Origin of the sequence: Nocardia sp. NBC_01503, assembly GCF_036327755.1 — a bacterium.
Taxonomy (GTDB): Bacteria; Actinomycetota; Actinomycetes; order Mycobacteriales; family Mycobacteriaceae; genus Nocardia.
The window spans coordinates 1-22,241 of record NZ_CP109596.1 but is presented as its reverse complement, the minus strand read 5'-3'; the positions used below and the strand labels follow the sequence as shown (position 1 = coordinate 22,241).

Here is a 22,241-nt window from a genome sequence, read left to right as displayed (position 1 = left end):
TGATCATTCGGACTTGACGGCCACCGCTGGGGTGACGGCGGCGGTCCTGGGCAGATGGTGTTCGGTGATCGGCAGATCGCCGTCGAGGGCGCGCGCGATGGCGTCGGCGACCAGCGGGCTCACCTCGTCCACGGTGACCTCGCGCCCGAGTTCCCGGGTCAGCGTGGTGACACCGGCATCGCGGATACCGCACGGCACGATGGCGTTGAAGCCGTCCAGCGTCGAATTGCAGTTCAGCGAGACCCCGTGCAGGGTCACCCCGCGTTGCACTCGCACGCCGATGGCCGCGACCTTGCGCTCGGGCAGGAAGTCCGAGGCGGGCAGCCAGACGCCCGAACGCCCTTCCACTCGACCGGTTTCCAGGCCGAGCTGTGCGCACACGCTGATGAGCGCTTCCTCGAGTCGTCGCACGTACTTGACCACATCGACCGGTTCGGCCAGCCGCACGATCGGATAGCCGACCAATTGCCCGGGACCGTGCCAGGTGATCTTTCCGCCGCGATCGACCTCCACCACCGGGCTGCCGTCCATGGGCAGATCCGTGGCCTCGGTGCGTCGGCCCGCGGTGAAGACGAAGGGATGTTCGAGCAGTAGCAGCCGATCCTGGCCGATACCCTCGGCGCGCTCGGCGGCAATGCCGCGCTGCAGATCCCACGCCTGCTGATAGTCGATGAGGCCGAGGTTCTGCACCAGCAGGGGTGTGCTGTCGAACCGGGCCGATACCCCAAGGTGTGCCGGGGCGGTGGCAGTGTTGCTATCGCTCACAACTGCGACGCTACGCCATCGTCGAAGGTGATCTGCATCAGCGTCAGATCCATCCAGCGGCCGAACTTCTGCCCCACCTCGGGCAGCTGTCCGACGATCTTGAAGCCGAATTTCTCGTGCATGGCGATGGAGACGGTATTGGACGTCTCGATGGCCGCGATCATGGCGTGCACCTCGCCCTTACGGGCGCGTTCCAGCAGTTCGGTCATGAGGGTGCGGGCCACCCCGCGCCGTTGGAATCGATCGGCCACGTACACCGAATTCTCCACGGAGAAGCGATAACCCGACTTGGGCCGGAACTGTCCGTAGCTGGCGTACCCGGCCACCGCGCCGTCGATCTCGGCCACGAGCACCGGATGTCCGCCCGCGATGCGGGTCTCGAACCACGCCTGTCGCTCGGCCAGATCCGCGGGTTCGGTATCCCAGATGGCGGTCGTCTCGGCGATGGCGTTGTTGTGGATCGCCAGGATCTCCGGCAGATCGCTCTCGCGCGCATCCCGCACCAGCAGTTCAGTCACCGCAACACGCTATCCGCGTGGCTGCTGTGATCTGTATCGCGCCCGTCGCGGCCTGGCAAAATCTGCCATGCGATGGCGCTGGCATCGCATGCGTGATTAGACGCGTGTTGATCGCGAGGCTTCAAGCGGGGGCGCTGCCATCCCTCCGCCGCGGGCGACTACTTGTCGCTGCCGACCGTGGCGGCCAACGCCGCGCCGATGGTGTGGTGCCGGAAGGGGTAGCCCGCTTCTTCCAACGCGGTGGGGATTGCCCTGGGGCCGTGCAGGATTCCCTCGTCGGCGAATTCGCCGACCGTGGCCCGCAGCACGAAGGCGGGGACCATCAACGGAGTGGGGCGATGCAGGGCACGGCCGATGGCGCGGGTGAACTCGGCATTGGTGACCGGTGCGGGACCGACCATATTGACCGGGCCGGAGAGGGTTTCGTGCGTGAGGGCGAAGACGATCGCGCCGATCTCGTCAGCCAGGGAGATCCACGGTGTGTACTGGCGGCCGCTGCCGAGCCTGCCGCCCAGGCCCAAATAGTAAAGGGGATAAAGCATTCCGAGCATGCCACCCTGTTTGGCCAGCACCACGGCGCTGCGCAGCAGAATCGTGCGCACACCGGCGTCGGCGGCGGGTTTGGTCGCGGCTTCCCAATCTCGGCACAGTCCGGCCAGGAATCCCGTTCCGGCAGGGGAGCTTTCGGTCATGACGCGGTCGCCGCGGTCGCCGCCGTAGTAGTGCACACCGCTCGCGTTCACGAGCGTCGGCACGCCTTCGGCGGCGGCAGCGGAGGCCAGCACATCGGTGGGGACGATCCGGCTGTCCCGCAACTCCTGCTTATAACTACCGTTCCAGCGCCTGCTTCCGATACCGGCGCCGCAGAGATTCACCACGGCGTCGGCATCGCGCAGCGCACGGTCGTCGAGGTCGGCACGCGTTGGATCCCAACGGAATTCATCGCGTGCCCGGGTGGGACGGCGCACCAGACGAGTCACCTCGTGCCCGTCGCGGCGCAGTGCCGCGACGAGTGCCGTCCCGATCAGACCGGAGGATCCGGCGACCACGACCTTCATCCGGTTTCCTACAGGCCGAGGTCGCCCTCGAAGGCCGCCTCTTCCAGCCGGTGCCGGATGGTGGTGAGGAAGCGGCCCGCGTCGGCGCCGTCGATGAGCCGGTGATCGTAGGTCAGCGGCAGGTAGGCCATCGAGCGGATGCCGATGAACTCACTGCCACTGTCGCTGATCACCATGGGGCGCTTGACGATCGCGCCGGTGCCCAGCATCGCCGACTGCGGCGGAAGCAGGATCGGGGTGTCGAACAGCGCGCCCTGCGAGCCGATGTTGGTGACGGTGAAGGTGCCGCCGGACAGTTCGTCGGGCTTGAGCCCGCCGTTGCGCGCCCGGTTGGCGAGATCGGCGATGGCGCGTGCCAGGCCCGCCAGCGACAGGTCGTTGGCATTGTGGATGACCGGGGAGAGCAGACCCTGCTCGGTGTCCACGGCGATACCGAGGTTGACCACCGGGTGGTAGGTGATCTCGTTGGTCTCCGCGTTGTAGGAGGCGTTGACGTTCGGGTGCACCCCGAGCGCCTCGATCGCCGCCTTGGCGAAGAACGGCAGGAACGTGATGTTCACGCCCTCGCGCGCCTTGAACGCCTCCTTGGCCTTGGCGCGCAGCGCCACGACCTTGGTCAGATCGACCTCGTGGACCTGCGTGAGCTGCGCGGTGGTCTGCAGCGACTCGAGGGTCTTGATGGCGGTGATCTTGCGGATGCGGCTGGCCTTCTGCACGGTGCCCGGCAGGTGTGCCAGGTTCGGGCGCGCGGCCGCGGTGGCGGCGGGCGCGGCCGGAGCAGCGGCTGCGGGAGCCGGGGCGGCAGCGGCCGGAGCCGGAGCCTTCTTGGCCTCCGCCGCGGCGAGCACATCCTGCTTGCGGATGCGGCCGCCGACACCGGAACCGGTGAGGGTGGCCAGGTCGACGCCGTTTTCGGTGGCGAGCTTACGGACCAGCGGGGTCACGTAGGGGCCGCCGCCATTGGAGGAGACCTCGTCGGCGGGGGTGGCCGCGGCCGGAACCGGAGCGGGCTTGGGAGCCGGTGCCGGTGCCGGAGCGGGCGCGGGAGCCGGTGCCGTGGCGGGCGCGGCGGCCGCGGGAGCCGGAGCCGGGGCAGGCGCGGGTGCCGGGGCAGGGGCGGGAGCCGGTGCGGCCGCGGCAGCCGGTGTGCCACTGCCGATTACGCCGAGCTGACCACCCACATTGACGACATCGTCTTCCTGCGCGGTGATCTCCAGCAGTGTGCCGGCGACGGGCGAGGGGATCTCGGTGTCGACCTTGTCGGTGGAGACCTCGAGCAAAGGCTCGTCGACCGCGACCTGGTCGCCGACCTGCTTGAGCCAGCGGGTGACGGTGCCCTCGGTGACGGACTCGCCGAGTTCGGGCATCTTCACCGGGGTGCCGGAGGCGGCAGCGGCGGGTGCGGGGGCTGCGGCAGCGGGCGCCGGTGCGGCGGCCTCGGGCTGCGGTGCGGGAGCCGGTGCGGGGGCGGCTTCGGCCGCGGGTGCTGCTTCGGGGGCCGGGGCGGCGGCGGGCGCGGGAGCCTCACCGGCATCACCGATCACGCCGAGTTCGCCACCGACCTCGACCACATCGTCTTCCTGCGCCACGATCTTGACCAGCACACCGGCAGTGGGAGACGGGATCTCGGTGTCGACCTTGTCGGTGGATACCTCGAGCAAAGGCTCGTCGACCGCGACCGTGTCCCCTTCCTGCTTCAGCCACCTGGTCACAGTGCCCTCGGTGACGCTCTCACCAAGAGCTGGCATCTGGACGGAGAAGGCCATGTCGATTGACTCCTCTGACTGCTCGTCGGGTTAAACAGTTTGTCTCCAAGGGCTTTCACCGCGGGTCGCGATGTCGGCCCAACGGCCACCGAACTTTCTGTGGCACCCGGAGATCCATGTTGGTTCTTGTTCCAGCTACCCATCCTTGCACTCCGCCGCGTGCAACGTGTCACAGGGCGGCCGTTCACCGAACCTCGCCGCGTCGCAAACGCGATGGTGAGAACGGTGGAACGCTCGTCAACAGCGGTGATAGCCAGCCGCTGCTGAAGATCAGCCCCCGGTACCTCCGCAAATTCCCTCCCGGTCACATTCCCATTCCCGGCCACCCCGCGCGCGTCCCCCGCCGCCGCTCCTGATAGCCGCCTAAGGAGTCCCTGAGCTGCACCTTCGGATCCCCCCACCACCCTTTCCCGCTATCCATCCCGCTGGCAATATCGAATTACCGGCGGCACCCACCCGTCCGGGAAGGAGGTAACCCCATGAGTTTCCTGGACTTCCTGACCCGCTCAGGCCCCTCATCGAAGTCCCCCGACCCGGCGGACCTAACCCACCTGACCACCTGGACCCGCACCCACCACGGCGTAGAAGCCTTCATAGAACCCCGAACCACAGTCACCGACGTCACCGCAGTCCTGGTAGCCCACGACGGCGAATGGACCCGCCGAGTAGTAGGCGAACGAGGCGCCCACCGCCTCTCCTCCACCCTGCGAATCCCCGTCTACGACGTCCGCAAAGTCGGCTACCCCCAACGCATGCGAGACCACGACGCCCGCATGCGCATCGAAGCCAAGCGCGCTCTGCGTAACTACTGATCAGCAGTCCCGATCACCAGCCGGGCGGTAGCTCGAGACTTGTTTCGCCACTGCTCTTCTCGACTCGGATAGGAATGTTTCCCGCAAGGGCGGCAGAAATCTCGCCTTGCTCGAGGTATGCGATCGCGTCATACGGGAAGTACCAATCCGAATCGGTTTCGACGATGGCATCGTCGACGATTCGCACCGCACCCAATTCATTGGCCGCCGCGAGCTCGGCGAGTTTCCGTTCGGCCAGTTCCCTGGCGGTGTCCGGCGTCATGCTCATCACCTGTACCTCATTACGTAGAAGTTCTGGTACCCGTCGAAGGCGGCATCGGCACCGCTCTGTCCATCGAGGAAGCGAACGGCTCCCCGATCGTTGATGACATTGAAGACATGACCTACCTGGCCGGGGCCCCGAGACGCAAACACCACGCCGCGCGCGCCGTCACCCGCATCGGACAGGATCTGCTCGATCTCGGTGCGTCCAGTGGTCGCGGCGAATTTCGCTCCGAAGTGTTCTTCCAGCACGGAAATGGCGGCAGGCCCATGAACCGGTGCGGATACTTCGAGTCCATCGAGCACGCGATCCGTTGTGATGACGCAGTTCACGCAATTCATCGTGCCGTTGCCCGGATTTACGGACCGAATCAGCGCGAGTACTTCGTCGGCCGGTGCCGAGCTTCCGGCGGGTGGAAACCCGACCAGGGCCACTCGCGCTTCGTCGACCCACTTCGTGATTCTCGCGAGCAGCGGGCCGATGCGTTCGGTGAGGGGCTTGATTGTTTTCGACGTGATTTCGGCTGCGCGGGTTGCGAGTTCGCTGATTATGGTGGCTACTCGGCGGGCTTTGATGGCGAGGCGGGCGCCGAGGGCGGTGTTGCCGAGGTATTCGGAGAGGCCGGCGGTGAAGGGGGCGGCGGCGAAGAAGATGCCTTCGGCTATGCCGGTTTCGAGGGCGAATTCCGCGAGTTCGTCGAGGATTTGGTGGTGGGCTTCGTCGAGGTGGTGGGCGTAGGTGCCGCAGGCTTCGGCGAGGGTTTGGCAGATGTCGGCGAGGGCGTGCAGGTCGGATTGGCGTTCGGTGCAGGTGCTGAGGGCGGTGGGGATTTCGGGGGATTGCTGGTTGCCCAGCAGGGTGAGGGCTTCAGGGATGCGCAGGGCGAGGGTGCGGAGGTCGGCGGCGGTTGTGTACCAGGCCGTTTCGGCGGCGCGGAGTTGGTCTTGGTGACCGTTCGGCCAGGCCGCGCCGACGAGGTCTTTGATGAGGGACCAGCCGAAAGGCTCGGGGAGGCCGTCGCCCGCGGCGGACTCCGCTTGGGGGACTACGCAGGGGACGGGCCAGGCCGGGGGAGTGGGTGGGGGTGCGGCGCTGCCGAAATTGGCGGCGGCTTCCCCGGTTTCGTGATTGTGTGCGCCAGTGGTGATGAGATCGGCGGTGGTGGCCGAGGCGGTGATGAGGCGTTCGGAGGTGGCCAGGGCCAGCCGCGCCGCTTCATCGTAGGAGGAGGCCCAGGACTGGCCGATGCTGTCACTGCCCGCCATGCCCGCACCGGAATTGAGCACTCCGAGCAGAGCGATATGGGTGCTGGCCGCGTCTTGTGCCAAGGTTCCGAATACCTCTGCGGCGGAGTGGTATTCGGTCACCCGGCAGAGGATCAGCGGCACCGGGGGCGCGGTCATGACGAAATTCCCAGGCGGATCGGAACGCGGTAGGTGTGTCCAGGCCGTATCCCGAAGCGGACGGCCAGGACAACTGAGCCGCTCACGGCCACATCCCAAGATTGGTTTCGCCGACCGCGATGTACGAATCGCGCGCGGTCCGCAGCTTGCCGCGCAATTCCCCCAGCGCCGTACGCATTGCGGCGACCCCTGCGACGCGCGCCTCATGCGCCGCGAGATGCCCGGCAGCAGCCGCCCCCGACCAATTGACATGCAGCGCCTCGACCCGCTGCTCGATCGCCGTCACCTGCTCCTCGATGGCGTTCTCCAGCGCGGCGGTGGCATCGATGAGCTGTTGCAGCCCACTCAAATCCACTCGATAGTCGCCCACTCACATCACCTCGGGCAGATCGAGGCGTTCCGTGGCCTCCGCCCGGCAGCGATCGTTCGTGGCGAATTCCTCACCGGCCTGCCGCAATACCCCGGCATCGGCCCGAAACGACGCGATTATCCGCCGCGCCCCGCCCTCCCACTCGCCCCACGGCTCTTCATGCGACCCGGCCGCGACCCCGACCCACTCCGCCCCCAGGAACTCCCGCACCGCGCGCATATGCCCGTCGACGCGATCGCTCAATTCCCCTGCCGCCCCGTCGAACCAGTCCGCCGCCGCCCGCACTTCAACGGGATCGACCTCCACCCCACCGCTCATGAGAAGCAGAATAGCCCCGAGTGGCGACAAGTCGGCTACCCATCACGCGAACATGTGAACAGCAAGATTGTCGGAAAACAAAAAAGGCGGGGCCGCCCTAAGCGACCCCGCCAACTCTCGGTTACTCCGAGGCAATGTCCTCGAGCGTAGCGATCAGCGTCCGAACCGGCACGCCCGTCCCACCCTTACCGACATACCCGAATGGCCCACCGGTGTTGTAGGCCGGACCCGCGACATCGAGATGCGCCCACTGCACACCCTCGGGCACGAACTCCTTGAGAAACAGTGCGGCGGAAAGCATTCCACCCCACCGATGCGGAGCCACATTCGCGAGATCGGCGATCTTGGAGTTGATATCCCCGCGCAACTCGGCGGGAAGCGGCATGGCCCAACCGTTTTCACCCACCGACTGCGAAATCCGCGCCACCCGATCCCGGAACCCGTCGGTGCCCATAACGCCCGGCGTGCGGGTGCCCAGGGCAACCATCTGCGCGCCGGTCAGCGTAGCGACATCGATGATGTAATCCGGATCGTCCTCTCCGGCACGCACAATCGCGTCGGCGAGAATCAACCGGCCCTCGGCATCGGTATTGATGACCTCGACGGTGGTCCCGCCGTACTGCACCAGCACATCACCCGGCCGCTGCGCGGTAGCCGAGGGCATATTCTCCGCCATGGGCACGGTCGCGGTAACCGTGATGGGCAGGCTCAGCCGAGCCGCGAGCAGCGTGGTGGCGATAACCGCCGCCGCCCCACCCATATCGGAGGTCATGTTCTCCATACTCTGCGCGGGCTTGATGGAGATACCGCCGGTATCGAAGGTAATCCCCTTGCCGATCAACGCGACTCGCTGATCCCCACCCGCATAGGTGATGCGAATCAACCGCGGCGGCCGCGACGACCCCTTGCCGACGCCGATGATCCCGCCGTAACCGCCCGCGGCGAGCTCCTTCTCATCGAGGATCTCCACCTGCAGCCCCGCGGCCTTGGCCAATTCCGCTGCGCGATTGGCGAATTCGGCCGGGAACAGCTCATTCGGCGGCGTATTCACGAAATCCCGTGCGGTAGCGACGGCTTCGGCGACCGCCTGCGCCCGGAACAGCGTCTCTTCCCCGAATCCCGCATCGGGAACCAGGAATTCGATCCGCCGCACCGGCTGGTCGTCAACCTTGGGCGCGCTCTTGGCCGACCGGAACGCGGTGAACTGGTAAGCGCCGAGGTAGAACCCCTCGGCCGCCGCCCCCAAATCCAGTCCGGACAAAACAGTCACCGCGGTGGCGACCCCGGTCAACGCCCGCCCGGCCGCACCGGCGGACTTGCGCACCTGCTCGGCATCGATCTTCTCCGCCGCGCCCAACCCCACCGCGAGCACGAAATCCACATCCAGCCCGGCGGGCGCGGGCACCCGGGTGATCTCCTCGGACTTGCCCTTGGCCCCGATCGCCCGCAGCGAACTCAGCAGCGCCGCGCGAGTATCGGCATCCAGTACATCCTCGAACGCGTCCGCGGGGGCGATAACCGGCCCGTCCTCCGACGACGTGAGTCCGATGACGAGCGCATCGGCCGCGCCGATGGTCTCGGTACGCACCAGTTCCGGCCCGAGCGAACGATCTGCAACAGCTGTCATGCGCCCCAGGCTACTGCGCACCCGCCCCGCTCACCCCTCCGGCGCGCCCCATTCCCGAGCGCTGAGACCGTGATCCGCCCCGGTCGAGCGACTTATGCCCGCAGAGGCATGTGCTTCCGCTCGAGCAGATCGTGGGCAGGAACACGCACACGTGTGGTTTGCCGCCGGGCAGGGCTTTTGCCGGGTCTGGGCCGACCCAGTACACGCCAGGTCGCCCACCGTCATCCCGGCATGCGTTTGGCCGCGATCTCCATGGGCTGTACTCCAGCGGCTTTCGATGGCTTTCAGATCAGCTCGGCACCCGCGAAGTACCGCGCCTGCACCCCGCCCAGCAGCAGTTCGATTCCCTCGTCGAGCAGTCGCTCGAAGTCGATATCGAGCCCATCCGCATCCCCCGCGAGATGCCGGAGCAGCGTCGGATGCGTCTCCGCGCTCACCAATTGGAGCGGATTCTCCGAGACCACCCCCACCGGCGCCCGCTCCGACCCGGGTAGCAACGCCAAACCCTGTACCAGCCCCGACAGCGACAGATAGATCGACATCATGGTGTCCCGATTCATCCCCGGCTGATCCAGCGCCGCGAACGACCGTTCGAGCGTATCGAGCAGCGCCGGTCCGAGCGGCGGCCGAGTCTGTGCGAGCACCGGCAGCATCCATGGATGTTGTTGGTACAGCTGCCATTCCGCCCGCGCCTCGGCCGTGAGCCGCGCCCGCCAGTCGCCGCTCGCCGTAGGCGCGGGCCCCGCGCCGATCACATACTCCGCCATCTCCGCGAGCAGCGCGTCCCGATCCGGAAAATGCCGGTACAGCCCGGCCGTGGCCACCCCGAGCGCGGTAGCAAGCCGCCGCATGGACAACCCCTCGAGCCCATCTCGATCCGCCAATTCGACTGCGGCCCTGACGATACCGACGTTGGTGAGCCGATCCGCCCGAGCCCGCCGCGGCACCGCCGCCGCATACCGCCGAGCCCGGTAGGCCCGCGCCTGACACGACCGCGAGCAGTACTGCCGCCGTCGCCCACGCTCGCGCTGCGCGAAGTCCTCCCCGCACACCGCACACCCACTTTTCGTCACACCAGCAAGTGTGACGAATTCTTCGTAATCCCGCATCGAACTTCCTACTTTGGTTTTCGGAACACCGTTCACCACAGGAGGTAGGAATATGCAGCAACCGCAGGTCCGTCGCGCGGAACTCGCCGAGGCCGCCGAGGTGGCAGCGGTCTACGGCCGCGCCATCCTGGACGAGGCCGTCACCGCCTGGATCCTCGAGGACAGCCCCGAGGTGGCCGAATACTTCCGCACCGAGCGCGCCCCCGAAAGAATCACCAAGGCCCTGCAGGAGGACGAGGTCTGGATCGCGGGCGCGGGCGATGACATCTGGGCGGTTTCGGTATGGCAGACCGTCACCTCCCTCGACCGCTTCGAAGCCGAGGCCGCGGAGCTGCGCACTTTTAGCGGCCAGGTACCGTCCCGCCCGTTCGAGCGCATCACCGCCCTCACCACCGCGACCGCCGCCGCGCACCCACGCGAATTCCCGCACCACTATCTCCAGGTCATCGTGACCCTCCCCGAATTCCGAGGCCGAGGCGCGGGCGCGGCCATCATCACCGATCGCATGAAATCGGTGGACGCCCCCGCCTATCTGGAGGCGAGCACCGAACGCTCCGCCCGCCTCTACGAGCGCTGCGGTTTCACCCGCATCGGCGCCGACGTCGATCTTCCCGACGGCGGTCCGACCCTGCGCCCCATGTGGTTTCAGGGCTGACTCCCGGAATCCGCTTGCGTCGCGCCCGCCGATGCGCGATCTTGGGCGTACATGAATGAAAAGGAACTGGTCAAACTGTCCAAGCGGTTGTCGAGTTGGCTGCGGCATCGCCCGGATGCCATCGGCTTGGCTCCGGATGCGGCGGGCTGGGTGCGGGTCGAGGACCTGCTGCGCCAAGCCGCCGCGCACAGCCGCGGTTTCACCCGCACTCAACTCGAGACGGTAGTGGCGCAGAACAATAAGCGGCGCTTCGAATTCGATGAATCGGGCACCTCGATCCGGGCTCGGCAGGGCCATTCGATCGATGTCGATCTGGGTTATGCCCCCGCCGATCCACCGGTGGTGCTCTTCCACGGCACCGCCGAACGCACCCTCGGCCTGATCATGGCCGAGGGCCTGCTCCCCATGCGGCGTCATGCCGTGCACCTGTCCGCGGATATCGATACCGCGGTGAATGTCGGTGCCCGGCATGGCCGTCCGGCGGTATTGCGGGTCGACACCGCGGCCATGGTCCGCGACGGTCACGACTTCTTCGTGACCGGCAACGGCGTCTGGCTGGTCGATACGGTGCCGCCGCAATACCTCGAATTGATCACCGCGCCTTGAGAACCCGTCAATGCCGCTCAACGCGTGATTGACCCGGTTCCAGACCCGGCCGCGTCCCCGGGAAATACCCTGGAGTCGACACCGCTGTCGGGCATACTGCGCGGTGTCCACAACCCTGGAATGCCCGCCTCGGATCGCACAGGAGGTCCCCGTGGCGAAGGCGAAGTTCCAGCGCACCAAGCCGCATGTCAATGTCGGCACGATCGGTCATATCGATCACGGTAAGACGACGCTCACCGCCGCGATCACCAAAGTGCTGCACAGCAGATATCCGGAGTTGAATCCGTTCACGCCATTCGATGCCATCGACAAGGCCCCGGAGGAGCGGCAGCGCGGAATCACGATATCCATCGCACATGTGGAGTATCAGACCGAGAACCGCCATTACGCGCATGTGGACTGCCCCGGCCACGCCGACTATGTGAAGAATATGATCACCGGCGCCGCGCAGATGGACGGCGCGATCCTGGTGGTCGCCGCCACCGACGGCCCGATGCCGCAGACCAAGGAGCATGTCATCCTCGCCCGGCAGGTGGGCGTGCCGAAAATGGTGGTGGCGCTGAACAAATGCGACATGGTCGAGGATGAGGAGATCCTCGAACTGGTCGAGATGGAGGTGCGCGACCTCCTCAGCGAATACGACTTCGACGGCGACCACACCCCCGTGGTCCGCATCTCGGCGTATCAGGCGCTGGAGCATCCCGATGGCGAATGGGGGAGTGGCATAACCGAATTGCTCGATGCCGTCGACAGCTGGATCGACACTCCCGCGCGTGAGGTGGACAAGCCATTCCTCATGCCGATCGAGGATGTGTTCACCATTACCGGTCGCGGCACCGTGGTCACCGGGAGAATCGAGCGCGGTGTGCTGAAGGTGAACGCCGAAGTGGAGATCGTCGGAATCCGGCCCAGGACAACCAAGACCACGGTCACGGGAATCGAAATGTTCCGCAAACTCCTCGATGAGGGCCGTGCGGGCGAGAATGTCGGGCTCCTGCTGCGCGGTATCAAACGCGAGGATGTGGAGCGCGGCCAATGCGTCATCAAACCCGGATCGGTCACCCCGCATACCGAATTCGAGGGCCAGGCGTACGTCTTGTCGAAGGAGGAGGGCGGCCGTCACACCCCGTTCTTCGACAACTATCGACCGCAATTCTATTTCCGGACAACGGATGTGACCGGCGTGGTGACGCTGGCCAAGGATGTCGAGATGGTGCTCCCCGGCGACAATGTCTCCATGTCGGTGGTCCTGATCCAGCCCATAGCAATGGAATTGGGCCTGAAGTTCGCCATCCGCGAGGGCGGCCGCACGGTGGGCGCGGGCCAGATCACCAAAATCATCAAGTAATGCCCCGCGCCCCACTCGCGTCAGTTGTAGACAGCTCCGAACGAAGGAACGGAGATGGTGCCCTTTTGATACTGGAACCCATCGGGATTGGCGTCACTGACCGGGACCGACCACCGATGCCACACGCTGCCGTACACCGCGGCCACCACCATGCCCGGTCCCGGATCGATGACGGCCGTGCGAATCGTGGTGTCCACCGGCACATCCTGATGCTCGATGAGCAGGTTGGTCCCGCTGCGCCCGTTGGACAGGTTGAACCACATCACCTCGAGCTTCGCACCCGTCTGATCGGGTGAGATGGTGCCGGGCCCGCCGAAGAACCCGAATCGGAATCCATCGGTGCCGAGTGCGATGCCGGACCCGTACACCCCGGGTCCGTCCCCGCGCCCGATATCGGATTGCGCCGGAATCTGGAACGGCTGTGCGGGCAGGGCAACGTCTCCGGCGCGCTGTCCGGAGGCGATGAGCCTGTTCACGGCCTGTTCGGCGACGGGGTTCCCGGCCGCGGTGGCCTGTAGCCCCTGTATTGCCGTAGTCCATTCGAAGGCCGGTGCACCACTGGCGGGCCCACTGGCGATGCCGACAAATGCCGCAGCCGCCACGGCGGTGGCGGCTAACCGACTAGTAGAACGGTTTCCACGCATAATCAGATCTCCTCGGATTGTGCTGTACCGCATACCTATCGGCCTCATACAAACATCGGCGATGCGATCCACTGGCGAGGACTCGCCGAGGGCGATGTGGGCCTCCTCATTCATGCTGAGCGTGTCGTGTGTGCCATGGTCGACTCATGACGTCTCATCGATTCGGCCCGAGCAGCTGGATCGACTGACCGATTAGTTCCGGCTGCCCGCCCCGTCTACCTGGCAACCGACCACTGAGGAGCCCGAAATGTCCGAGACCAAGACCTATACCGTGGAAGCCCCCGGAGCCGTGATCACCTATGACGTACGGCAGCCCGAGACCGCGACCGGCGGCGATCAGCCCGCGCTCATGCTGATCGGTTCACCCATGGACGCAAGCGGATTCGTCAGCCTCGCGGCTCGATTCCCCGACCGTACGGTTGTCACCTACGACCCGCGTGGCACCGGCCGCAGCACCAAGGCCGATCCGGCCAGCGAATCCACTCCCGACCAGCACGCCGACGATCTGCACCGGGTGATCGACGACCTCGGCGGCGCACCCGTCGACCTCTTCGGCAGCAGCGGTGGCGCGGTCAACGCACTCGCCTTCGTCGCCAAGCATCCCGAACAGGTCCGCGTGCTGGTGGCGCATGAGCCGCCCGCCGCCCAGGTGCTCCCGGACCGTGAGACCGCGAAGGCGGGTATCGAAAGCATCCGGAAGGCATACCAGGAGAGCGGTTTCGGCCCCGCGATGGCCAAGTTCATCGCATTGGTCGGTATCAAGGGGGAGATTCCGGCGGAGTTCGCGGACCAGCCCGTCGATCCGGCCATGTTCGGTCTCCCCACCGAGGACGACGGCACCCGCGCGGATCCGCTGGTCGGCCAGAACCTGATCAGCTGCACCCTGTACGACCATGATTTCGATGCCCTGCGCGCCGCGAGCACCCGAATCGTGATCGCGGTCGGAGTCGAGTCCGAGGGCGAGTTGGCGTATCGCGGCGGCCTCGGTGTGGCCGAACGAATCGGCATCGAGCCGGTGGTCTTCCCGAGCAACCACGCCGGCTTCCTGGGCGGCGAATTCGGCCAGCAGGGCGACCCGGACGGTTTCGCCGCGGCGCTGCGTAAGGCCCTGTCCGAGTAGGTCATTCCCGGGGTGGAAGCCCGCGCGTCGTCCGACACACCATCAAATTCGGCGTGTCGGTGCGCGAAGCTTCCACAGCCCGTGACCTGGGTCGATCAGCCTGTTTAGCTCGATTCATGCCCAGTTCGAGAGGTCGAAAGTCCAAGCGGAGAGCCAAGATCGCCGCCGCCCACCACCGCCGTGAGCGCGTCGCGGGTGGGCCGTCCTGGTTCGACGAGTCGATCCGGCAGGTGCTTGGGCACCGCCGGTCCCTCATATTCGCCAAGCGCCCGCGGGAGCTGGAACAGGCCACCTGCGAGCTACTCGGCGAGCAATTGCACTCCGCCGTGCAGGCCAGGGACTTCCATCTCCACTTCGACCGCTGGTTCGGCGAACTGGCGGCGGCGGTCCTGTCATCAACCAAAGTCCCGGCATCCCAGGACGATTCGGATCAATCCGGCTGGTGGCTGCTCCACGGTCTGCTCGCCATAGCCCCGACCGACTTCCTGATACCCGCCATCCAAGATCTGCTCGACGCCACCACCGGCCACTGCGATCCGCCCTGGTTACCCCTCTCCTGCCGAGTGCAGGCGACCGGCGAGATCTGGCAGCTCACCAATAGGGATGAAACCCGCATCGCCATCATCGCCGGCTACGAATATCCCGGCGGCGCAGACCAGCACGTCTACCTCTTCGACGTAGAGACCTGCAGCCCAACGGAACTGCTCGGCGCGGATGTCTTCGGCACCCTCGACCAGGCCGTCCGAGCCTGGCGCGCGACGGTCGGCGAAACCGCCTCGGACTCCCATCCGACCGCGGTCACCGACTCCCAAGCCCTGGCCTTCCTGCCCTACTGCTGCGACTTCGCCCAGGTCTCCGGCCTGGAATCCCGCAATCGCCTGGACAATTGGTTCCGAGCCGCCCGTCGCGTGGAAGAGCTGATGGTCACCCTGCGCCGACGCGGAACGCCGGTGCCGCCGATCCCCATACCCGAACTCACGGAGTGCCGGTGAACTGGCCAAACCCGAAACCATCTGACGATCAGGCTGTTCCCCGGTCGGCACCCCGATCACGCCGCTGTGGTTCGGTACGCCGCAACCCGCCTACGCGGCGAGTCCTCCCGGCTCGTCGCATGATCGGGTTCTCGTGTCGCACCCCCTCGGCGCACCCCGAGTAACTAGTCTGATGCCGACCGTCGAGACGGTCGCTGTGATGAAGGGTGCTGGTTTGGTGGAGTTGCGCGGTGATGTGGTTCCCGATGACGCTGCGCGTGCGCAGCGGCCTGCCGGGGCCGATGGTTTCGGCTGGGACTGGCTCAAATCCCCCAACCGCTCCCTGCAATTCGACCGCCCGCAACGCATTTGGGAGTCGGCCGCCGTCCCCGGCCGCGCCCGCCCCTATGTGGTGGCCACCTTCAACCTCAAGGGTGGCGTAGGCAAAACCACCACCACCGCGGCCCTGGCCGAGATCCTCTCCGCCGAGTTCGGCAAGCGGGTCCTGCTCATCGACCTGGACCCGCAGCGCAACCTGACCACCATGATGGTCGGCGAAATACGCGCGGCCGAACTGGATTCCACCGACCACACCTTGGCCGCGGTCTTCACCGACGCATTGTCGGGTCGTCGCCCGCGCGACGCCGCCGATCTGGTCCAGCATCAGGTATCGCCCATGCAGTCGGTCACCACGGTGGACCTGCTCGCCTCGTCCCCGAAGTTGATCGCGCTGCAGGACGGTATGTCCCGCCTCACCGAGTTGGATCCCACTACCGTCCTGGCCTCGGCCCTGACCGGAGTGATGTCCACCTACGACTACGTCCTGATCGACTGCCCGCCGAATTTGGGCCCCATCACCCAGAACGGCCTGCGCATCGCCGACGGCTACCTGATCCCCACCATTCCGGACGTCATGTCGACCTACAGCATCCCGCCGCTGCAGTCCCACCTTCGGCATCTCTCCAGCGCGTGGTCCACCCCTATCACCGAGCTGGGTGTGGTCATCACCAAGTACAAGCGCTCGTCAGCGGTCCATCAGCGCACCCTCGAGACCCTGCGCGAGAACCCGACCCTCCCGCGGCTGTTCCCCACGCGGATCCCGGAGTCGAACCAGATCGCCGCGGCCGCCGAGTTCACCGACTTCGGCACCCTGCGTCAGAAGTACGGCCAGGGCGGTCAATTCCTGGCCCTGCGCGAGCTGACCGCCGACTTCCTCGCGACAACCCGGATCAAGCTCGCCTGGGGCCGCTGAGTTGATCGACCCGGTCCGGCAAACGCCCTGGTCAAGAGGCGATTTGACTTTGATCGAAGCGATACGTAACTTTATTCGAGTCAGAGCGACACGGACACCGACCCGGAGCCCCAAGGGCCTGGGAAACGAGGTTGTACGAGGAGCGCCTGACGATCACACTAGTTCGGTTCGACCAGCGGATTTGGTTCTGCTGTCGTGGCTGGGCTAAGCTGTAAAAGTTGCCTCAACGAAATCCCTGCTCCAACGAGTGGTGAGATCTTGTGTGCGTGTGTTCTTTGAGAACTCAATAGTGTGTCGATGAATGTCAGTGCCAATAATTTATTGGTTCCGATGCTTCTCACCCCCGTGAGATGTGTCGGACATTTAGTCAGCAAATACTTTTGCTGGCGTTTGATTTTGCCAAGGTTTTCGGACTCTGGTTAATTCTTCCAATTAGCTCTTCGGAGCGAGTTGAGAGTCTTCAACGGAGAGTTTGATCCTGGCTCAGGACGAACGCTGGCGGCGTGCTTAACACATGCAAGTCGAGCGGTAAGGCCCTTCGGGGTACACGAGCGGCGAACGGGTGAGTAACACGTGGGTGATCTGCCTCGCACTCTGGGATAAGCCTGGGAAACTGGGTCTAATACCGGATACGACCAGGGAATGCATGTTCTTTGGTGGAAAGGTTTACTGGTGCGAGATGGGCCCGCGGCCTATCAGCTTGTTGGTGGGGTAACGGCCTACCAAGGCGACGACGGGTAGCCGACCTGAGAGGGTGACCGGCCACACTGGGACTGAGACACGGCCCAGACTCCTACGGGAGGCAGCAGTGGGGAATATTGCACAATGGGCGAAAGCCTGATGCAGCGACGCCGCGTGGGGGATGACGGCCTTCGGGTTGTAAACCCCTTTCGACAGGGACGAAGCGCAAGTGACGGTACCTGTAGAAGAAGCACCGGCCAACTACGTGCCAGCAGCCGCGGTAATACGTAGGGTGCGAGCGTTGTCCGGAATTACTGGGCGTAAAGAGCTTGTAGGCGGTTCGTCGCGTCGATTGTGAAAACTTGGGGCTCAACTCCAAGCTTGCAGTCGATACGGGCGAACTAGAGTACTTCAGGGGAGACTGGAATTCCTGGTGTAGCGGTGAAATGCGCAGATATCAGGAGGAACACCGGTGGCGAAGGCGGGTCTCTGGGAAGTAACTGACGCTGAGAAGCGAAAGCGTGGGTAGCGAACAGGATTAGATACCCTGGTAGTCCACGCCGTAAACGGTGGGTACTAGGTGTGGGTTTCCTTCCACGGGATCCGTGCCGTAGCTAACGCATTAAGTACCCCGCCTGGGGAGTACGGCCGCAAGGCTAAAACTCAAAGGAATTGACGGGGGCCCGCACAAGCGGCGGAGCATGTGGATTAATTCGATGCAACGCGAAGAACCTTACCTGGGTTTGACATACACCGGAAAGCTGTAGAGATATGGCCCCCCTTGTGGTCGGTGTACAGGTGGTGCATGGCTGTCGTCAGCTCGTGTCGTGAGATGTTGGGTTAAGTCCCGCAACGAGCGCAACCCTTATCTTATGTTGCCAGCGCGTAATGGCGGGGACTCGTGAGAGACTGCCGGGGTCAACTCGGAGGAAGGTGGGGACGACGTCAAGTCATCATGCCCCTTATGTCCAGGGCTTCACACATGCTACAATGGCCGGTACAGAGGGCTGCGATACCGTGAGGTGGAGCGAATCCCTTAAAGCCGGTCTCAGTTCGGATCGGGGTCTGCAACTCGACCCCGTGAAGTTGGAGTCGCTAGTAATCGCAGATCAGCAACGCTGCGGTGAATACGTTCCCGGGCCTTGTACACACCGCCCGTCACGTCATGAAAGTCGGTAACACCCGAAGCCGCTGGCCTAACCCCTTGTGGGAGGGAGGCGTCGAAGGTGGGATTGGCGATTGGGACGAAGTCGTAACAAGGTAGCCGTACCGGAAGGTGCGGCTGGATCACCTCCTTTCTAAGGAGCACATCTCCACGACTCTTCACATAGGTGAATGACGTTGTGGCAGAGACCGTTTAGTCCTCACATGTAGGACTGCGGACGCTCATGGGTGGAACACTGACAAGCTCATCGCACTCGATCAATCCTCAGCGGTTGATCGCGGTGATATACCGACACACTATTGGGTCCTGAAAGAACAGACGTTCTTTCTAGGCAAAAAACGACGAGACTGACCCTTCAGTCATACCGCAGAGATTCTCTGGTCTGGTGCTGAGTTGAGTGTCTTTCTTGTGTGTTGTTTGAGAACTGCACAGTGGACGCGAGCATCTTTGTTAGTAAGTGTGTAAGAGCGTACGGTGGATGCCTTGGCACCAGGAGCCGATGAAGGACGTAGTAGGCTGCGATAAGCCTCGGGGAGCTGTCAAACGAGCTGAGATCCGAGGATTTCCGAATGGGGAAACCCAGCACGAGTGATGTCGTGTTACCCGCACCTGAATATATAGGGTGTGTGGAGGGAACGTGGGGAAGTGAAACATCTCAGTACCCACAGGAAGAGAAAACAACAGTGATTCCGTGAGTAGTGGCGAGCGAAAGCGGAAGAGGCTAAACCGTGTGGATGTGATAGCCGGCAGGCGTTGTCCATGCGGGGTTGTGGGATTGTTCTTCCCGATTCTGCCGAATCGGGCGAGAGTCAGAAACCGTTGTGTTAGTCGAAGTGGCCTGGGACGGCCCGTCGTAGAGGGTGAGAATCCCGTAGACGAAAACTCAACGGCTCTCGTGAGCAACTCCCGAGTAGCAGCGGGCCCGTGAAATCTGCTGTGAATCTGTCGGGACCACCCGATAAGCCTGAATACTACCTGGTGACCGATAGCGGACTAGTACCGTGAGGGAAAGGTGAAAAGTACCCCGGGAGGGGAGTGAAATAGTACCTGAAACCGTGCGCTTACAATCCGTCAGAGCCTTCGCAACTTGTTGTGTGGGGTGATGGCGTGCCTTTTGAAGAATGAGCCTGCGAGTCATCGGTGTGTGGCGAGGTTAACCCGTGTGGGGTAGCCGTAGCGAAAGCGAGTCCGAATAGGGCGAGTTAGTCGCACACTATGGACCCGAAGCGGAGTGATCTACCCATGGCCAGGGTGAAGCGACGGTAAGACGTCGTGGAGGCCCGAACCCACTTAGGTTGAAAACTGAGGGGATGAGCTGTGGGTAGGGGTGAAAGGCCAATCAAACTCCGTGATAGCTGGTTCTCCCCGAAATGCATTTAGGTGCAGCGTCACGTGTTTCACACCGGAGGTAGAGCTACTGGATGGCCTAGGGGGCCCACAAGCTTACCGAAGTCAGCCAAACTCCGAATGCCGGTGTGTGAGAGCGTGGCAGTGAGACTGCGGGGGATAAGCTTCGTAGTCGAGAGGGAAACAGCCCAGATCGCCGGCTAAGGCCCCTAAGCGTGTACTAAGTGGAAAAGGATGTGGGGTCGCGAAGACAACCAGGAGGTTGGCTTAGAAGCAGCCACCCTTGAAAGAGTGCGTAATAGCTCACTGGTCAAGTGATCCTGCGCCGACAATGTAGCGGGGCTCAAGTACACCGCCGAAGCCGCGGCATTCACACATTATCCCGCCTTCGGGCCAGGAGTGTGGATGGGTAGGGGAGCGTCCTGTGGCCAGGGAAGCGGCGGAGTGATCCAGCCGTGGAGGCCATGGGAGTGAGAATGCAGGCATGAGTAGCGAAAGACGAGTGAGAAACTCGTCCGCCGAATGACCAAGGGTTCCTGGGCCAGGTTAATCCGCCCAGGGTGAGTCGGGACCTAAGGCGAGGCCGACAGGCGTAGTCGATGGACAACGGGTTGATATTCCCGTACCCGTGTATCCGCGCCCAATGGCGAATCAGTTGTGCTAAGTATCCTGAACTGGACGGATCACCTTCGGGTGACTGAAAAGGAATGCATACGACCCTGGCTGTAGTAGTCAAGCGATGGGGTGACGCAGGAAGGTAGCTGGGCCCGGTAATGGTTGTCCGGGTGTAAGCCTGTAGGGCGTCTGGTAGGCAAATCCGCCAGACATATAGCCTGAGAGGTGATGCGTAGCCGATTGAGGCGAATTCAGTGATCCTATGCTGCCGAGAAAAGCCTCTAGTGAGTTGGTACACGGCCCGTACCCCAAACCGACACAGGTGGTCAGGTAGAGAATACTAAGGCGATCGAGATAACTGTGGTTAAGGAACTCGGCAAAATACCTCCGTAACTTCGGGAGAAGGAGGGCCTTGTCTGGTGACGGCACTTGCTGCCCGAGCTGGGTGAGGTCGCAGAGACCAGTGAGAAGCGACTGTTTACTAAAAACACAGGTCCGTGCGAAGTCGTAAGACGATGTATACGGACTGACGCCTGCCCGGTGCCGGAAGGTTAAGAGGACCGGTTAGCCCGTAAGGGCGAAGCTGAGAATTTAAGCCCCGGTAAACGGCGGTGGTAACTATAACCATCCTAAGGTAGCGAAATTCCTTGTCGGGTAAGTTCCGACCTGCACGAATGGCGTAACGACTTCTCAGCTGTCTCAACCACAGACTCGGCGAAATTGCATTACGAGTAAAGATGCTCGTTACGCGCGGCAGGACGAAAAGACCCCGGGACCTTCACTATAGCTTGGTATTGGTGTTCGGTACGGTTTGTGTAGGATAGGTGGGAGACTGTGAAATCAGCACGCCAGTGTTGGTGGAGTCGTCGTTGAAATACCACTCTGATCGTATTGGACCTCTAACCTCGGACCCTGATCGGGTTCAGGGACAGTGCCTGGTGGGTAGTTTAACTGGGGCGGTTGCCTCCCAAAATGTAACGGAGGCGCCCAAAGGTTCCCTCAGCCTGGTTGGCAATCAGGTGTCGAGTGCAAGTGCACAAGGGAGCTTGACTGTGAGACCGACAGGTCGAGCAGGGACGAAAGTCGGGACTAGTGATCCGGCACCGGCAAGTGGAAGCGGTGTCGCTCAACGGATAAAAGGTACCCCGGGGATAACAGGCTGATCTTCCCCAAGAGTCCATATCGACGGGATGGTTTGGCACCTCGATGTCGGCTCGTCGCATCCTGGGGCTGGAGTAGGTCCCAAGGGTTGGGCTGTTCGCCCATTAAAGCGGCACGCGAGCTGGGTTTAGAACGTCGTGAGACAGTTCGGTCTCTATCCGCCGCGCGCGTCAGAAACTTGAGGAAGGCTGTCCCTAGTACGAGAGGACCGGGACGGACGAACCTCTGGTGTGCCAGTTGTCCTGCCAAGGGCACGGCTGGTTTGCTACGTTCGGAAGGGATAACCGCTGAAAGCATCTAAGCGGGAAGCCTGTTCCAAGATGAGGTTTCTCACCCCCTTCGAGGGGTTAAGGCCCCCAACAGACCATTGGGTTGATAGGCCGGAACTGGAAGCCCGGTAACGGGTGCAGGTGACCGGTACTAATAGGCCGAGGACTTACCAACAAAGAAGCTACGCGTCCACTGTGCGGTATCTGAAACAACACACAGATACTCAGAAGACTTGCCCTGTAAGGGGTTAAGGCTCTCTGTGTACAGTTTCATAGAGTTACGGCGGCTATAGCGGTGGGGAAACGCCCGGTCCCATTCCGAACCCGGAAGCTAAGGCCACCTGCGCCGATGGTACTGCACTCGACAGGGTGTGGGAGAGTAGGACACCGCCGGAACAT

General features: G+C 63.7%; 18 protein-coding genes and 3 rRNA genes. 10 read left to right on the top strand and 11 right to left on the bottom strand.

All coding sequences use genetic code 11. The features are described 5' to 3' along the window. Positions 1 to 3: 3 nt before the first annotated feature. The 4 genes from lipB to sucB form a co-directional block, all read right to left on the bottom strand. Positions 4 to 765 (bottom strand): lipoyl(octanoyl) transferase LipB, encoded by a 762-nt coding sequence (lipB, locus tag OHB26_RS00105; protein ID WP_330182203.1) that lies wholly within the window; start codon positions 763 to 765, stop codon positions 4 to 6. Beyond that, on the bottom strand, positions 762 to 1,274 hold the full coding sequence (locus tag OHB26_RS00100; protein WP_330185431.1) for a GNAT family N-acetyltransferase: 513 nt from the start codon (positions 1,272 to 1,274) through the stop codon (positions 762 to 764). Before OHB26_RS00100 ends, lipB begins: the two co-directional genes overlap by 4 nt. A gap of 167 nt (positions 1,275 to 1,441) precedes the next feature. Continuing rightward, positions 1,442 to 2,341, bottom strand: a complete 900-nt coding sequence (locus OHB26_RS00095; RefSeq protein ID WP_330182202.1) for a TIGR01777 family oxidoreductase — start codon at positions 2,339 to 2,341, stop codon at positions 1,442 to 1,444. An 8-nt stretch (positions 2,342 to 2,349) separates the two neighbouring features. After that, positions 2,350 to 4,107 (bottom strand): 2-oxoglutarate dehydrogenase, E2 component, dihydrolipoamide succinyltransferase, encoded by a 1,758-nt coding sequence (sucB, locus tag OHB26_RS00090; protein ID WP_330182201.1) that lies wholly within the window; start codon positions 4,105 to 4,107, stop codon positions 2,350 to 2,352. Between the two features lie 479 nt (positions 4,108 to 4,586). Between sucB and OHB26_RS00085 the strand changes: the two genes are divergently transcribed. Further along, entirely contained in the window at positions 4,587 to 4,919 is a 333-nt protein-coding gene (locus OHB26_RS00085) for an oxidoreductase (RefSeq protein WP_330182200.1), read from the top strand. Positions 4,920 to 4,932: 13 nt separating this feature from the next. On the opposite strand, the gene OHB26_RS00080 is transcribed toward OHB26_RS00085, so the two are convergent. From OHB26_RS00080 to OHB26_RS00055, 6 genes are all read right to left on the bottom strand, one after another. Further along, positions 4,933 to 5,181, bottom strand: coding sequence for a YrhB domain-containing protein (locus OHB26_RS00080; protein ID WP_330182199.1), 249 nt, complete (start codon positions 5,179 to 5,181; stop codon positions 4,933 to 4,935). 5 nt (positions 5,182 to 5,186) lie between these two features. Continuing rightward, entirely contained in the window at positions 5,187 to 6,584 is a 1,398-nt protein-coding gene (locus OHB26_RS00075) for a toxin glutamine deamidase domain-containing protein (RefSeq protein WP_330182198.1), read from the bottom strand. Positions 6,585 to 6,666: 82 nt separating this feature from the next. Next, entirely contained in the window at positions 6,667 to 6,954 is a 288-nt protein-coding gene (locus OHB26_RS00070; RefSeq protein WP_330182197.1) for a WXG100 family type VII secretion target, read from the bottom strand. Beyond that, positions 6,955 to 7,272, bottom strand: coding sequence for a WXG100 family type VII secretion target (locus tag OHB26_RS00065; protein WP_330182196.1), 318 nt, complete (start codon positions 7,270 to 7,272; stop codon positions 6,955 to 6,957). A 121-nt stretch (positions 7,273 to 7,393) separates the two neighbouring features. Next, on the bottom strand, positions 7,394 to 8,899 hold the full coding sequence (locus OHB26_RS00060) for a leucyl aminopeptidase (RefSeq protein ID WP_330182195.1): 1,506 nt from the start codon (positions 8,897 to 8,899) through the stop codon (positions 7,394 to 7,396). Between the two features lie 284 nt (positions 8,900 to 9,183). Continuing rightward, the gene (locus OHB26_RS00055; RefSeq protein ID WP_330182194.1) at positions 9,184 to 9,972 is read right to left on the bottom strand and encodes a TetR/AcrR family transcriptional regulator; all 789 of its coding nucleotides are present in this window, start codon (positions 9,970 to 9,972) and stop codon (positions 9,184 to 9,186) included. An 88-nt stretch (positions 9,973 to 10,060) separates the two neighbouring features. On the opposite strand from OHB26_RS00055, the gene OHB26_RS00050 reads away from it, so the two are divergent. The 3 genes from OHB26_RS00050 (at position 10,061) to tuf (ending at position 12,617) form a co-directional block, all read left to right on the top strand. Next, complete coding sequence (locus OHB26_RS00050) at positions 10,061 to 10,663, top strand: GNAT family N-acetyltransferase (RefSeq protein WP_330182193.1); 603 nt, start codon at positions 10,061 to 10,063, stop codon at positions 10,661 to 10,663. 51 nt (positions 10,664 to 10,714) lie between these two features. Beyond that, positions 10,715 to 11,269, top strand: coding sequence for an RNA 2'-phosphotransferase (locus OHB26_RS00045; protein WP_330182192.1), 555 nt, complete (start codon positions 10,715 to 10,717; stop codon positions 11,267 to 11,269). Between the two features lie 151 nt (positions 11,270 to 11,420). Then, on the top strand, positions 11,421 to 12,617 hold the full coding sequence (gene tuf, locus OHB26_RS00040) for an elongation factor Tu (protein WP_330182191.1): 1,197 nt from the start codon (positions 11,421 to 11,423) through the stop codon (positions 12,615 to 12,617). A gap of 20 nt (positions 12,618 to 12,637) precedes the next feature. Here the strand turns inward: tuf and OHB26_RS00035 are convergent, their stop codons facing one another. Then, positions 12,638 to 13,219 (bottom strand): hypothetical protein, encoded by a 582-nt coding sequence (locus tag OHB26_RS00035; RefSeq protein WP_330182190.1) that lies wholly within the window; start codon positions 13,217 to 13,219, stop codon positions 12,638 to 12,640. 289 nt (positions 13,220 to 13,508) lie between these two features. Here OHB26_RS00035 and OHB26_RS00030 point away from each other — a divergent pair, with 289 nt between their 5' ends. From OHB26_RS00030 to rrf, 6 genes are all read left to right on the top strand, one after another. Then, positions 13,509 to 14,381, top strand: coding sequence for an alpha/beta fold hydrolase (locus tag OHB26_RS00030; protein WP_330182189.1), 873 nt, complete (start codon positions 13,509 to 13,511; stop codon positions 14,379 to 14,381). 116 nt (positions 14,382 to 14,497) lie between these two features. Continuing rightward, on the top strand, positions 14,498 to 15,373 hold the full coding sequence (locus tag OHB26_RS00025) for a hypothetical protein (RefSeq protein WP_330182188.1): 876 nt from the start codon (positions 14,498 to 14,500) through the stop codon (positions 15,371 to 15,373). A gap of 199 nt (positions 15,374 to 15,572) precedes the next feature. Beyond that, positions 15,573 to 16,604 carry a ParA family protein gene (locus OHB26_RS00020; protein ID WP_330182187.1) on the top strand — a complete coding sequence of 344 codons (1,032 nt, stop codon included), beginning with the start codon at positions 15,573 to 15,575 and terminating at the stop codon, positions 16,602 to 16,604. Between the two features lie 460 nt (positions 16,605 to 17,064). Then, positions 17,065 to 18,583, top strand: a 16S ribosomal RNA gene (locus OHB26_RS00015). A gap of 318 nt (positions 18,584 to 18,901) precedes the next feature. Then, positions 18,902 to 22,017, top strand: a 23S ribosomal RNA gene (locus OHB26_RS00010). Between the two features lie 104 nt (positions 22,018 to 22,121). Then, a 5S ribosomal RNA gene (rrf, locus tag OHB26_RS00005) occupies positions 22,122 to 22,238 on the top strand. The 16S, 23S and 5S rRNA genes sit together here, the layout of an rRNA operon. Positions 22,239 to 22,241: the final 3 nt, after the last annotated feature.

Bases quoted from the DNA above. Each gene is read 5' to 3' on its own strand.
- OHB26_RS00095 (WP_330182202.1), bottom strand. From the start codon at position 2,341: ATGAAGGTCGTGGTCGCCGGATCCTCCGGTCTGATCGGGACGGCACTC.
- sucB (WP_330182201.1), bottom strand. From the start codon at position 4,107: ATGGCCTTCTCCGTCCAGATGCCAGCTCTTGGTGAGAGCGTCACCGAG.
- OHB26_RS00085 (WP_330182200.1), top strand. From the start codon at position 4,587: ATGAGTTTCCTGGACTTCCTGACCCGCTCAGGCCCCTCATCGAAGTCC.
- OHB26_RS00080 (WP_330182199.1), bottom strand. From the start codon at position 5,181: ATGACGCCGGACACCGCCAGGGAACTGGCCGAACGGAAACTCGCCGAG.
- OHB26_RS00075 (WP_330182198.1), bottom strand. From the start codon at position 6,584: ATGACCGCGCCCCCGGTGCCGCTGATCCTCTGCCGGGTGACCGAATAC.
- OHB26_RS00065 (WP_330182196.1), bottom strand. From the start codon at position 7,272: ATGAGCGGTGGGGTGGAGGTCGATCCCGTTGAAGTGCGGGCGGCGGCG.
- OHB26_RS00060 (WP_330182195.1), bottom strand. From the start codon at position 8,899: ATGACAGCTGTTGCAGATCGTTCGCTCGGGCCGGAACTGGTGCGTACC.
- OHB26_RS00050 (WP_330182193.1), top strand. From the start codon at position 10,061: ATGCAGCAACCGCAGGTCCGTCGCGCGGAACTCGCCGAGGCCGCCGAG.
- OHB26_RS00045 (WP_330182192.1), top strand. From the start codon at position 10,715: ATGAATGAAAAGGAACTGGTCAAACTGTCCAAGCGGTTGTCGAGTTGG.
- OHB26_RS00030 (WP_330182189.1), top strand. From the start codon at position 13,509: ATGTCCGAGACCAAGACCTATACCGTGGAAGCCCCCGGAGCCGTGATC.
- OHB26_RS00025 (WP_330182188.1), top strand. From the start codon at position 14,498: ATGCCCAGTTCGAGAGGTCGAAAGTCCAAGCGGAGAGCCAAGATCGCC.
- OHB26_RS00020 (WP_330182187.1), top strand. From the start codon at position 15,573: ATGAAGGGTGCTGGTTTGGTGGAGTTGCGCGGTGATGTGGTTCCCGAT.